The sequence below is a fragment of the Vibrio tritonius genome, from assembly GCF_001547935.1.
Classification (GTDB): Bacteria; Pseudomonadota; Gammaproteobacteria; order Enterobacterales; family Vibrionaceae; genus Vibrio; species Vibrio tritonius.
In genome coordinates, this window is record NZ_AP014635.1 from 2011698 (window position 1) to 2025256 (window position 13559).

General features: G+C 42.8%; 14 protein-coding genes. 4 read left to right on the forward strand and 10 right to left on the reverse strand.

Annotated elements, in window-relative coordinates:
* Positions 1-62: 62 nt before the first annotated feature.
* Together JCM16456_RS08855 and JCM16456_RS08860 are read right to left on the reverse strand one after the other, a co-directional pair.
* Complete coding sequence (locus JCM16456_RS08855; RefSeq protein ID WP_068713871.1) at positions 63-281, reverse strand: VF530 family protein; 219 nt, start codon at positions 279-281, stop codon at positions 63-65.
* A 112-nt stretch (positions 282-393) separates the two neighbouring features.
* On the reverse strand, positions 394-1077 hold the full coding sequence (locus JCM16456_RS08860; protein ID WP_068713872.1) for a porin family protein: 684 nt from the start codon (positions 1075-1077) through the stop codon (positions 394-396).
* Between the two features lie 377 nt (positions 1078-1454).
* Between JCM16456_RS08860 and JCM16456_RS08865 the strand changes: the two genes are divergently transcribed.
* Positions 1455-3389, forward strand: coding sequence for a methyl-accepting chemotaxis protein (locus tag JCM16456_RS08865; protein WP_068713873.1), 1935 nt, complete (start codon positions 1455-1457; stop codon positions 3387-3389).
* Between the two features lie 99 nt (positions 3390-3488).
* Here the strand turns inward: JCM16456_RS08865 and JCM16456_RS08870 are convergent, their stop codons facing one another.
* Complete coding sequence (locus JCM16456_RS08870; RefSeq protein WP_068713874.1) at positions 3489-4031, reverse strand: hypothetical protein; 543 nt, start codon at positions 4029-4031, stop codon at positions 3489-3491.
* Between the two features lie 118 nt (positions 4032-4149).
* Positions 4150-4461 (reverse strand): hypothetical protein, encoded by a 312-nt coding sequence (locus JCM16456_RS08875; protein ID WP_068713875.1) that lies wholly within the window; start codon positions 4459-4461, stop codon positions 4150-4152.
* A 188-nt stretch (positions 4462-4649) separates the two neighbouring features.
* Between JCM16456_RS08875 and JCM16456_RS23670 the strand changes: the two genes are divergently transcribed.
* The 3 genes from JCM16456_RS23670 (at position 4650) to JCM16456_RS08885 (ending at position 7118) form a co-directional block, all read left to right on the forward strand.
* Positions 4650-4817, forward strand: a complete 168-nt coding sequence (locus JCM16456_RS23670; RefSeq protein ID WP_156430491.1) for a hypothetical protein — start codon at positions 4650-4652, stop codon at positions 4815-4817.
* A 92-nt stretch (positions 4818-4909) separates the two neighbouring features.
* On the forward strand, positions 4910-5635 hold the full coding sequence (locus tag JCM16456_RS08880) for a response regulator (protein WP_068713876.1): 726 nt from the start codon (positions 4910-4912) through the stop codon (positions 5633-5635).
* Positions 5628-7118, forward strand: a complete 1491-nt coding sequence (locus JCM16456_RS08885) for an ATP-binding protein (RefSeq protein ID WP_068713877.1) — start codon at positions 5628-5630, stop codon at positions 7116-7118. Before JCM16456_RS08880 ends, JCM16456_RS08885 begins: the two co-directional genes overlap by 8 nt.
* A 68-nt stretch (positions 7119-7186) precedes the next feature.
* Here the strand turns inward: JCM16456_RS08885 and JCM16456_RS08890 are convergent, their stop codons facing one another.
* Genes JCM16456_RS08890 through JCM16456_RS08915 form a run of 6 tightly spaced genes read right to left on the reverse strand, consistent with a single transcriptional unit; the run spans position 7187 to position 13437 of the window.
* Complete coding sequence (locus JCM16456_RS08890; protein WP_068713878.1) at positions 7187-7630, reverse strand: arsenate reductase/protein-tyrosine-phosphatase family protein; 444 nt, start codon at positions 7628-7630, stop codon at positions 7187-7189.
* Between the two features lie 19 nt (positions 7631-7649).
* The gene (locus JCM16456_RS08895) at positions 7650-8864 is read right to left on the reverse strand and encodes an XrtA/PEP-CTERM system-associated ATPase (protein ID WP_082712268.1); all 1215 of its coding nucleotides are present in this window, start codon (positions 8862-8864) and stop codon (positions 7650-7652) included.
* A gap of 2 nt (positions 8865-8866) precedes the next feature.
* Positions 8867-10270, reverse strand: a complete 1404-nt coding sequence (locus JCM16456_RS08900) for a TIGR03016 family PEP-CTERM system-associated outer membrane protein (RefSeq protein ID WP_068713879.1) — start codon at positions 10268-10270, stop codon at positions 8867-8869.
* A gap of 28 nt (positions 10271-10298) precedes the next feature.
* A complete protein-coding gene (locus JCM16456_RS08905) occupies positions 10299-11225 on the reverse strand; it encodes an AAA family ATPase (protein ID WP_068713880.1) in 927 nt (308 codons plus the stop codon).
* Between the two features lie 15 nt (positions 11226-11240).
* Positions 11241-12773, reverse strand: coding sequence for an XrtA system polysaccharide chain length determinant (locus tag JCM16456_RS08910; protein ID WP_068713881.1), 1533 nt, complete (start codon positions 12771-12773; stop codon positions 11241-11243).
* A 16-nt stretch (positions 12774-12789) separates the two neighbouring features.
* Positions 12790-13437 carry an XrtA/PEP-CTERM system exopolysaccharide export protein gene (locus JCM16456_RS08915; protein WP_068713882.1) on the reverse strand — a complete coding sequence of 216 codons (648 nt, stop codon included), beginning with the start codon at positions 13435-13437 and terminating at the stop codon, positions 12790-12792.
* Between the last annotated feature and the right edge of the window lie 122 nt (positions 13438-13559).

Genomic DNA, 13559 nt, shown 5'->3' on the forward strand with positions numbered 1-13559 from the left:
TGCCCGCATCAAGCGGGCATTTTTTTAGGTTCAGTATGCGCTTTTTCGCAGAACGTATCTGTTTAGCAAAACGTATCGATGTAAAGCGCTTCCACTTTATCTCTAGCCCACTGGGTTCGGCGTAAAAACTTTAATGACGATTTGATCGATGGATCGTTATAAAAGCAATTCACATTAATTTCCGCATACAGACCGCGCCAGCCGTAATGTTCGACCAAGCGGGTTAGGATTTTTTCCAAAGTGAGACCATGGAGCGGATTGTTCGGTTGTGCTTGACTCATCGCCGGTGCCTTAAACTTGCGTTACGTAGTGACTAACATTATGACTAACATTTGATGTGCGCCACTTTAACCGAATTTTTCACGAAAGCCAGTGCTTCAAGCCGTAATGCACTTAAAATAGCACTAAATTTGCCCCAAGATACGCACCAGAAACTTCTGTTTTCATCTCACTGTGGTGGTCACCGAAGGTAGCGAAATCCACTTTTGAATAGCGATAAGCCGCAACGATTTCGATATCGGCGATATCAAAATTGATTGGAAACTTTAAGCCCGTTGAATAGTCTGTCGCTCCATTACCGCCAATTAAATGAGCAAAACCGCGCACATAACCGGTATGCGGCCCAACCACCAGCGACGCATAATAGTGCGGTTCAATCTCATTAAGGCTCTTACGTTGCGTAAGATTAAGGTGTCCAGCCGTTTGCGTCCAACCCCCACCCATGCCTAGCTGCACCCATTCTGTGGTTATTGGCTCGATAAAGAAAGTGATGTCATCTTTATCATAGGAATAACGTGCCGATGCGATTTTCGTTGTGTATCCGCGTAAACTTGGCAAAAAGACTGTATCGGGTCGATAGATAAAACCATACTGATTCGCTGAGGAATCATTACCTTGTTCATGCCCATTAACTTCATAGTGTTGTAACCAACGTGCATACTCAAATTCAGTGCCCGTTTTTAATGCTGCGCTTGCTGCATTAACGCCATTCACTGCATCTAGCACAGATGCACCACTCATCGATGAAAAGAACGCCAAACTACCCAAGGCTAAGCGACCCATTAACTGTTTTTTCATTCTGAACTTTTTCCTAAATACAACAACACTCATCCCACCAACGTATATACTGATTTTCTACGTAGAATAATTTTCGGATGGGATATTTCTTTTTAATATAAGGCACGCAGTGTACACGAAAAACAGAAATAATAATTCACTAAACAATATCGCTAACGAATTCAAACCCTGCCTAATTTAGCCAAACCTAAATAAATAAAATGTAAATATGTGAAAAGACACGATACCTTTGTCACTTAATGAAATAATTTTCTTGTAATACTTAAGTGTTATTTTGTGATCGATTTCATTGTATTAAGAAATTTGCCGCGTAAAGGCATTAATAAAAATGTATATCTATATAGTTCTCAACACTGACCATTTCAAAAGGATAAAAAATGAGTTGGCGAGTATTGTCTATTCGAAGTCGCATGTTCATTGTGACCGGGCTGATGTTGGTAATTTTTAGCCTAATATTCACCGTTAAACAAACTGTTACTAACCTAGACCAACAACTAGGGCAATTACAAAACGAGACATTGCCTACCTATTTACAAAGCCTTTCTGCACAGATAAGTTCGGAGATAAAACCCTTTATCACCGCCTCACAAATGATGGCGAACGATCAATTTATTCAGCAATGGATCGATAATGGTTCTTCCGATGATAACTTGTCATTAATTGAGCAACATCTGAAAACCATTCGCTCTTCCATTGGCAGTGACGTAACGTTTATAACCGTCAACTCTCCTGAGGGTACTGAATACTTGCAATACAATGGTCAGTTTTCTCATCCACTATTAAAGGACTATCAGTTTAAAGATTTTTACCCCAATTTCTTAGCAACGGGTAAAGACTATGAACTTAATATGGAAAACTATAATGGTGAATTTGTTATTTTTATCAATTACCGCAGCCAAGCTATTAATAATAAAACCCAAAAGCCTTACGCTGTAGCTGGTTTAGGATTAAAAATCGATAAATTAATTGGGATGATCACCAAGCTTAAACTGGGCGAACATGGTCGTGCCATGCTGGTTACCGAGCAAGGCTATATTCAAGTAAAACCTAAAGAAAGCAGTTTAGATGCGATTCAAGACCAACACGTTAGTGATTTGATTACGGATAAAAACCAGATCAAAATTGTTACTAAAGAAATTCAAGGGCAAACCTATTACATGGGTTCGCTGTGGGTCCCTACTCTGGCGCGCTTTTTGGTGTTGGAGGTTCCTGCTAAACAAATTACTGCACCTATCTATGGACAACTGGTGAGCATTATTACCTTTGTCGTTATCTTTATAGCCATCGCATTAGTATTGCTACACTTTGCGGTAAACTCATTGACTAAACCGCTATCGTCAATCGTCGTGAAAGTAAACCAAGTAGCCAATGAACTCGACTTAGGCCATAAAATTACCAGCGAAGACCAAGCCGAAATCGGCCAATTAGCTAAAGCCATCAACACGCTATTGGTTACATTAAAAGAGTCGATGCGTACGGTAAATGAAGCCGTCGTCACAACCGACAGCTCGGTTGTCGTTCTCAATCAACAATCCAAAGAACTGTTCCAAGCCGCGGCCGCAGAAGATGAATCGGTACAACGCATTTTCACTGCGACACAAGACATTACTCAACAGAGTTTGCAAATGGCGCAATTGGCAACACAAGCAGGAACGCTCTCTGATCAAGGTAATCAGGATCTAAGTAATGCCAATGAACAAGTTCAACACAGTTTGAATTATTTAGGTGAGTTAGAGTCGGAGATGAGCAGCAGTAAAGCCAGCCTCGAACAACTCAACACGCACATTGAAAAAATCCTGACGGTACTTTCCGTCATTACTTCTATATCCGAGCAAACCAATCTTTTAGCGCTTAACGCAGCTATTGAAGCTGCTCGGGCCGGAGAGCATGGCCGCGGGTTTGCCGTTGTCGCCGACGAAGTCCGTATGCTTTCGCAACGTACCAATGAATCAACCGTTGAAATCCAGAGTATCATCAATGAGCTTCGCAACTCTTCTCAAGATGTAACCCATCGAATCGACGTGGCGAATCAAAAGAGTGTAGTGACCTTAGAAGGTCAACAAGCGGTAGCCACTAAAATGACCGACTTAGACCAATTTATGCATCAGCTCTTTTCTTTAACCCAACAAGTGGCAGAACAGGCCGAGCTGCAAAATATCGCTGTATCTGAAATCAATCAACAACTTGAAGCGCTTGGTGCTCAAAGCGAACAGACCTCTCGTTTATTTGAGTTAAGTCGTCAAGCAACCAACGCAATAGGCGATGAAATGGGTAACCTGAAAAAACGGGTTTCCCTCTTTAAAGGCATATAGCCGAATTACACTTCAGCGTTACTGCTCAGACAGACGGTAAAAAGTAGACAAGATGTCCACATTTTGTCTGCTTTTTAGTTCTCTTTGTCTACTTCGAAATTAATGAGGAAGGATATTTACCAACGTCACTTGGGTAAATTTCAAGTGATGAAAATACTCTCTAAAAATAAGCAGTTGGGAGTAAAACAGTGGCGATATATCAGGTTCATATGAACGCGGAGGCCGCCCCGTAACTATCTCGGCATATTCGCCAAATAACCGCTCTAACGAGGTGCGTGGCAACACCATGATGTCTGCCTCTTTGACAAAACAAGCTAACGCCAATTGCCTGAGATAGGAATTGAAACTGATAAGTTGGTAACCGTTACCTTCAAGGGGGATCAAAGCCGCCACTTTTTCAATTTCATCTTCAATATCGTTAATGGCATATTCAATATCATCATACGTTGGCGGTGTATGAGGGAAATGACGCTTAGCTATCATTTCAGTGCCAATCGGCAGCACGACTTGAGTTAACGCACTCACTTGCCAAAAAGAAAACCGCGACTCACATTGACCAATATCCATAAGAACAGAGTTTCGATGCGCTGATAGATACCGCTCCAACTGATCATTTTGACTGACAATATCATTCGTTTTCATCGTTCACCAACCTAGTTAACTCGCTGATGGTAAACCCGATTATGTTCACTTGTCTAATCACATTCGAGCATAAGGCAGAACAAGATGTTCTGCCTTACCTAGGCGACCACTAACCTATTTAGTTACTGCTAGGTTGAGCAGAAGTGGTGGTTGCCATCATAGGGCAGTTACCTTGGTTACCATGATTACCTTGATGACCTCGTTGTCCATGATGTCCCTTACCATTCATTGCTGTGGTTTGACCATTCATGTGATTTGTATGTTGCTGCTGCATCCATGCTTGGCGAGCTTCTGGGGTCATATTTTGCATTTGCTGCATCGTCGTGGAATTATAACCACGCCCCATCATGCCGTTTCCCATAGCTGCATAAGCTCCAACAGAAGCCACTAGTGTACCGATAACAAGTAAGGTTTTGGTTGCTGTTTTCATGATATTTCTCCTCTCGCTTAGAACACCATAATTACAACAAAAAACACCTTGGTTTGTGTGTCGCAATCTTCTTCTTATCTGACAAAACGTGACAAACTGACCTTTTGACAAACTTTGCCACACTTTCCGACACAATCTGGTTATAGTAATAAAGAGGTCATTGGGGTATATACCCAAATGACCTCAAGATGCAGACTTCAGAGCTTCATCAACGAGCACAGGTCAAGCTCAATGACGGCGGGAATGGTCATTCCCTTTCAACGTCATTGGGCGCAGAAATGGGCTTGTTGATGAGCTCCCAAGGGGCGAGTTGTATTCGCTCCTATGCTGCGTTACCGATTTTCTACGTAGAATAACTAGGTATTCAAATCGGTGCCTTGCCTATAAGCGAATACATTCTCGCTGAAACCGCATCTTGAGGTTACTTGGGTATAGCTAAGAGGTTGAAATGGAAAGAGCTTATCAAGTGCTTGTGGTTGACGATCACAAAGACATTCGCGATTTATTGCAGCGTTTTTTACAGCAGCATGGGCTACGCGTTGCCACCGCTGCAGATGGTAACGCAATGTATAAGCACCTTGCAGCTCAACGTTTTGACCTAATCATCTTAGATCTTATGTTGCCGGGCAAAGATGGCATTACCTTATGCCGCGAGTTACGTTCAGAAAACAATATCCCGATCATTATGTTAACCGCTTTAGGTGAAGAGGTTGACCGCATTGTGGGATTGGAAGTAGGCGCAGACGACTATTTAGCCAAACCTTTTAATCCTCGTGAACTGTTAGCCAGAATTAAATCGGTGTTACGCCGTCACTTTGCAATTCCCAACGTAGAAGAACACGTGCAGGGCAGCCCCACAAACTACCACTTCAATCAGTGGGTGCTAAATACCACTACACGAGAGTTGTTTGACCCAAACACAACGTTAATCCCACTAACCTCAACCGAATTTACCATGCTATTGGCGCTACTTACTCATCCTAATGTGGTGTTAAGCCGCGAAGACCTGTTAAAGCTCATCCAAGGACGAGGCGCTGATGTCTACGACCGATCCATCGACACCTTAATCAGCCGTTTACGTAAAAAAATAGAACAAGACCCCAAACAACCTAAGCTCATTAAAACCATTTGGGGCGGTGGTTATCAGTTTAGTTGTGAGGTTACCTATGACTAGGTTATCGCGTCCCCGCTGGCATCCTCTCAAATGGTATTTTTCCCGTAAACTGATTCACCAAATTGGCTTGGTGATTTTACTGGGATTCAGTTTGAGTTTCTTGCTCACGCTGTCGTTACTCTCCTACGACAAATCAGAACGGCTCAGTCAACTCTCGGTATCTGGTGCTTTGCAACGGGTCATTTCTGTCGCTTATACCTTACAGCAAACGCCCAGCACACTACATGATTCCATTCTTCGCGCCGCCAGCTCAGCCGATTTATCCCTATCTCTAACCAACCATCCTCGAATTAATGAAGATCAACAAACCAGCAGTGTTGAACAAGCCATTGTGGAGCGCCTAACGAATTTGGGGCTGGGTAATGCGCATATTGTGCTGGTCAACCAAACCGACCGCCCCGTGCTGGATCTCGACCCCAATATGAACGTCATGCACCGAGAACAAATGGGCAGCTCCATGATGGGGGCAGGTATGATGAATAATCATCATGGCTATTCAGTCAGAACCAATCGTGTCGCCTATCGAGCCACTATAAACGGATCGATCCCCCTCGCTTCCGGACAGTGGTTAAATTTTTCATCCGGTCTCTCTGACGATGTGGCTCACTGGTCAACGAGTGTCTTATTTGCCTTGCTTGCAGTGATGATTCTCACTATCTTTGGGTCATTACTGATCATTCGCCGAGCTTTACGCCCCGTAACCGAGCTGGGGCATGCAGCTCAAGCTTTCGCACAAAATAAGCAAGTTTATCAGGTCGATAGTACCCAAAGCCCACAAGATCTCACCCACACCATTACCGCATTTAATGACATGCAAAAAGAAGTGGTCGATTACATTAAAGAACGCACCCAACTGCTGGCCGCGATTTCTCACGATCTGCGAACCCCACTCACCAGCTTACGACTACGTTTAGAATTTTTTCCCGACAGCGATGATAAAACTCAGCTACTACATACTTTGACTATCATGGAAAAGATGCTGGCAGCCACATTACAGTTTGCCAAAAGCGACAGCCACCAAGAAGCACGGCAACCTTGCCAACTGGATCAGCTTTTAGCTGATATTATCCGCGATTATGATGAAAAAGGGGTTGAGCTGGAACACCAGCCGATTCCACAAATCACCTTGCCCCTTCCTGTTGTGAGCGTGAGACGAGTTATCGACAACCTCATCAATAATGCCATTCAATACGCCGGCAATGAGGCAACCATTGAGCTAAGTGCCTCAGTGAGCAAAGAACAACTGACCTTGTGTGTTGCCGATACAGGCCCGGGCATTAATGATGAACAACTAGATGATGTGGTAAAACCCTTTACTCGCCTAAATGCAGAACGAGATACGGCAAGTTCAAACGTGGGATTAGGACTTTCTATTTGTCAGGCGATTGCAGCAGCCTATGGTGGTAAACTGACACTAAGTGCCAACAAACCGCATGGCCTGCGAGCAGAAGTTACGTTCTCGATACCAACACAATCTCTGTGAGAGGTGCAAGACCGTTTGCAGCCCTATTCGACAGAATTAAATAGAAAATAAGCAATTCAAAAAACGGATTATGCCAGCTTTTGAATCCACTCTTTGGCCGCTTCATCAATTGTTTGAAACGCTAAACGAAAAGCAAGCTCTCCTCGATTAAAAGGGTCTTCAATGGTAATGCCCCCTTTCCACAAACCAAACAAAAATACTTTGTAATTGGCGTCAGGGTAGTATTGGCAAAAACGCTCTAACTGCTCTCTTTCCATCACTAAGATAACATCGTAATTTTCAACTAAAGCATCACTAAGCTGAGTTGCTTGATGCTCACGTAAATCAACACCGTACTCACGGGCGATTCGAATCGCGACTTTGTCAGCAGTTTTGCCCTCAAGTCCGTGAGCTGTCACGTCCAACCCCGCAGAGGCAATATCAAGATAAGGACACAATGTACGAAGACGACTGGCTGCATAAGGCGAACGGCATAAATTTCCCGTACACACCACTAAAACACGTTTATGCACTTTGCACCTCAATCATCAATTACAACTCACTTTCACGCTCTTTAATCAACTGTTGTAACCAGCGTTTTTCAACAAGTCGATTCGGCTCTGGCTCGGATGGTAATACACTCTCATGCTTCTGTTCTTGCGGTTTTGATACTCGCTTAGCATCATCATTGCTGGGGTGAGTGTTTCGTCCACTCTCTACTGAATCATCACTATTTGATAGCAATTTGCGTTTTTCTCGAATCATCCGATCCAACTGTTTGATAGACAAAATCTTACGTGCGATAACATCATCCAGTACTTTATTCACCTCTGCCAAAATCTTATGCGTATGCTCAACTTCAATGTCATAACCTTCACGAGTCAGTCCATGATGCATCGAAGATACCGTATTCGCATTCTTCGGAGCAGTGATTTGAGTTGTGGGCTGTAATCCCCCCGAAAGTTCACTCCCCATTTCATCCATTACACAGCGTACCGCCGTTTCATCAACCTTGCTAAGGTTCTCCATAAAGGCATACAGAAAGAGACGATCCATAAAAATATTGATCTTTCTTGGCACACCGCCAGTGTATTGACTAATAAGGGGAAATATTGAATTCGTTAACTCAGGAAGATGATCCCATCCCACTACGCCAAGACGGTGCAAAATGTACTCTTGGGTTTGCGCAGTATTGAAAGTTTCTAAATGACAAGACGCAATAATACGTTGTCGAAATTGCTCCATTTCGGGTAATTCAATAATAGGTTTGAGCTCTTCCTGACCCAACAAAAAACTTTGAATAAGTGGCTTATCATCCACCTGAAAATTAGACAACATCCGCAACTCTTCAATCGTTTCCGACGGCAGGTTTTGTGCTTCATCAATCACCAACAGCGCCCGCTTTCCTTGACGATGCAAACTATGCAAAAAACCATCAAGCCGTTTTAACGTTTCAGATTTGCCTAGACCTTCGACTTGAAGACCAAAGTTTGATGCAATCATATTGATCAGTGCATCGGGTGTTAAATGAGTGGTCACGAGTTGAATTGCCGTTATCGACTCATCAAGGGAATTTAATAGACTGCGGGCAATCGTCGTTTTACCCGTTCCTACAGGCCCAGTGACAACAATAAACCCCTCTCCCGACTCTAAGCCATAACGAAGATAAGATATGGCTTTACTGTGATGCGGACTGCCATAAAAAAAAGTCGGATCAGGGCTGAGTTTGAAGGGTTTTCCCGATAACCCAAAATGCGATTCATACATAACTAAAGCTCTTTCCTTACGTTGAGGCTTACCCGATTTTCTTGATAAGCAGCGCTGCTTGAGGTCGAGGAGCGATCTTCATAAGAAAGCTCAAAGTCTACCGATAAATCCGCGGCAAATTTTTTGCTTAACTCGAGATCCCATTTGCGATAGTAATCTTCTTGGTTGCTCTCATTCTGGTTATAAAACTTGTAATGCTTGAACTGAAACCCTGGTGTCAGCGTCATGGAACGAGTCAATTTATGCTCAAGGTTAAGCTTCGAACTGTAGGTCTCTACCTGAGTATCATTAGCGATATTACTCATCGATTGCTTCTTATCCGATGAAATTATCAGCTTGGCAATCGTGCGTTTAAATGCCAATTGGCTTTCCCAGCTAAACGTTTTTGTTAAAGATAACTGATTAATTTCAGCGCCTTCGATATACAAACTTCTATCGTAATTCGATACCGATTCTGTGTAGCTAACCGTGTTGGTTAATCGGTGATGGGTATGTTTAAACGATAGTGTGTAGGCATCACCATAAAAACGTTGTTTATAATCGGCATCCAGCGATGTGCGAGGAGAAGGAGCCCAATGGGCCTTTGCGCGCCATGAGTCAGAGTCGTCCTCCTTTAAAGTAAAATCGTAACCAACTTCAATATAAGAACTTTTGGAAAAATAATAACGAACCCCAGGTCCTACACTGGCTGAATCTTGGCTATCTGAGCGCCCCTGCCCTTGGTAATTTTCATAATAGGAATGTACTAGAGGGCTGATCCCGCTCTCGGTACGCCAACCAAACTCGTTTTCAGCTTCTGTTGATTTGGTGTTCTTATCCTCACTTTGCCCTTGCGTTAACTCATAGCGATCAACGCTGGACCAAAACAGAGTGTGTGCAGCTTGTCCTTGTTGTAAATTCAACGTGCCAGTATAAGAGTGGTTATTCCCTACACTGTCTTCATTGTTGGTGACGCTAGCATCAACTTTCGTATTAAGATCAAACATACCCGCAGGATTACTCTGATAAGAGAGCCCAGCTTGCGCATTACGTGATTCAATGGTGTTGCCATTACTGACATCGTTATTCGCGTTTATTTCTAAATTCCGAGAAACATTGGAAATTGACGCAGCCACATTGCCACGCACATTCGTAGTAGAAAATAGCCCTTTATCGGCATTAAACGAGAGCGAATTAAATAACTTATTTTTTTCCGAATCGTATGAATACACCAACTGTTGCAACGTATAATCGAGCGACAATTGACCATCATTGCCTTTCGCCTGAACACTCAGCCCACCTGTAAAATAAGTAATAGAACTGGTCTGTTCATTCGTTGCTACGGAATTAACATTATCCGTATATACGAGTTTAGTTTCGAGGCTAGGCGTTACCAATACATCAGCGGCGAAACTTGTCTTAGTCATAACAAGGATAAAGCTCAGTGAGTAAACACTACTTTTTATTATCCTTCGAACCATAGCCATATCCATAGCCGTATCCATAACCATGCCCTGCTGTTTGCACTGCTTTATTAATCACGAATCCAGTATCAATTTCGCTGTTGAGAAGCGCCACCGCCTGTTTGATATCACCTAATTTCGTTTTATTTTGCTCTACCACTACGATCGCTTGTCCGACTAAATTAGACAGAGTCACCGTTTCCACAACGCCAAGCAGCGGTGGGCAGTCTAGCAAAATGATGCGGTCACTATAGCGGCTTGCAATTTCTTCCATTAACGCCGCCATTTTGCCACTCGATAGCAATTCATAACTCATATTGTTAGAACTGCCTGCCGGCATAACGCGAAAATCAGGTACTGTCGTCGGGTAAATAATATCGCTTAAATCACCGACATTACCCAAAAGATAATCGGTTAAGCCCGGCATATCATTATCAAACCCTAACGTGTCACCAATACTTGGGCTTAATACATCGGCATCGATTAACAGTACAGTCTTGTCCTGTTCACTGGCTATACTCAAAGCTAAGTTAATAGAAACAAAGGTTTTGCCTTCATTCATATTGGGGCTGGATACCATGATAAGGTTACGTTTATTGGCTGAAGGCTTATGTTCCTCTTCCGGAGTAAAGGCTTTCTTAAGTAACTTATGCTTGATTAGACGAAATTCATCTTTTATCTGACGTTCCGATTCGTTAGACCCATTATTGATCATTCCTAAACTCTCTAGCAGAGAGTTGTTAATAGGGATAATACGACTGCTGTCTTTAAACGGCTCTTTTTTACCTTCTATTTTCGTCACGGCAGGCTGAGATTCTGCCCCTGACAGCGCATCCGCTGAACTCTTTAGTGCCTCAGCTGCATTACTTTTTGGGGACGTATGGCGAAGTTCACCCATCGCTTTTTCAATTGTACTCATGACTTCTCCCCGTCTTTAAATCAAGCTGTCTTGAATAGAAGGAACCACACTAATTGCCACGATAGTGGCAAAAAGCAATATCAACAGCACATTCGATAAAATAAACAACTTGGTTTTTCTTTTTTCCCATGTCGAGATACCTGACACGTGTGTCGCGGAGACTACGCCATAGGTACTAAAACCGGTGAGATTCAGTAATTGATTCGTCGATGAAACTACCGGCGATATTTGACTTAGTAAGAATGACAAACCGATACCCGCCCCTACTCCAACCAACAATACTGCACTAAACCAAAGAGGCCGCATTGGACCTGAGGGTTTTTCCGGTACGCGAGGCGGATCGATAATGCGGAATTTGATATCATCAGCAGAATTACCAACGCTTTGCGAAATACGTGCACTCTCTTTACGAGACAGCAACTGTTCATATTTCTCTTTGGTAATGTTGTAGTTACGAGTTAACGATGTGAGTTGCGCTTCCACGCCGGGCACTTTATCTAGATCTTTTTGTAACTCTGTAATCTTATCTTGATAATTGTCTACACGTACTTTCAGAGACGCGACATCACTTTCAGATTCGCTGTAACTCCTTTTAAGATCTTGATAAACCGGATCATTAGCCAACGCATCTTCTACGGTGTAGGTATCAAGTTGCTTTTTACGTAGCGCCTGTAAATCGGCTAGCTGATTGCGCGTTTCAATGACATCCGGATGCCTCTCTGTATAACGAAACAGCAGATCATCCAGTCGCTGTTGCAAAGAGTTTATTCGATCATCATAGTCCGTTTTTCCCCGCAGAACAGCGCTGTGAGCAGACTGCTCTTCCTTACGCAGTTGACGAGAAATAGATTTCGATTTGGTTATTGCCTCATTAAGTGCTAGCCGGGCACTTTCAAGGGCTGCTTTATTCTTTTCTAACTGGGCGTAATAACCAGAGTCGCTACCAGGTAAAAAACCTTGATATTTACGCTTAAAATCCGCCAGTTTCGCTTCGTCATTTTTTAACCGAGATTCATATTCAGTAATCTGCGTGGCAATGATCTGACTGGCATTATCGGTATCTATACGCTGCTCGGAAAGCGTATTTTCGACAAACACATTCAGTGCTGCTTGCACAACATTTTTCGTGTAAACAGGGTCTTCACCTTGATAACTAATGACATACAAGTTTTCTCGCCCACCAGAGCTTATATTGATATTGTTTTCTAAATTCTTGATGATAGCTTCATATTCCGCGCTATTTTTCGCCCGCACATTGGCATCCACGTTTCTGGCAATGATCTCCAAATTGGAACGACTCAACAGCGTTTTTACCATCAATTGCAGCTCTTTAGAGGGATCGACCTCTACCGCTAAACCACGAAGCAATGGTTTTAGAATTGAGCGAGTATCCGCGTACACTCGGGCCTCAGCCGTATATTGGTCTGGCATGATTGCGACAAAAATCCACCCACAAATACACACTAGCCAACTGACAATCACTATATAGCGCTTTTTCAGCCACACACCGCGAAGATACTGAATGATCTCTTCAAACATTTCCTGCATTATCCGCTACCCCAAATTAAAACCAAGATTCTGGGATAATGATGATATCCCCAGGTAACAAGTCGACATTAGCTTTGATATTTCCATCCTCAAGCAACTCGTCAATATTCAATCCATACTGCACTTGTTTCCCATTAACGACTCGAATTAAACTGGCGTTATTGCCATTGGCATACTCTGTTAAACCACCAACTTGAATCATTGCATCAAGTAAAGTCATATTCTTGGTGTAGCTAATTGCTTTCGGTTCAGAGGCTTCGCCAATCACTCGCACTTGTTCACTAAAAGGACCGACGAAACCGTCTACGATGACGGAAACAATAGGTTGACGAACATAGTTAGCGAGCTTTGCTTCAATTTCTCTAGCTAGCTGAGTTGGGGTTTTCCCTGACGCGTGTATATCTTCCACTAATGATGTGGTAATCATGCCATCAGGTCTTACTTTGTATGTCCCTGACACTTCAGAATTGCCCCACACAAATACATTCAAAGAATCACCAGGACCAATAAGATAGGAATAATCACTAATATTTTTAGTCAGTGATGGATGTACTGTTGCTGTGGGAAGATCTGGCAAAGAACTAGTACACGCAACAATAAACATCGAATAAAAAACCACGCCTAAGCGTGAAATAAAAATTAAGAACTTACCCAAGCCATTCATAGTTACACCCACCGTATGTATATCCAACCATCCCTTGTTTCAGGTATTAACTTCATTTTCATAAGTAAATATCATAGAAAATAAAGTTGAAGTAAGGCAGTTATAATTTATAACCAATTGCC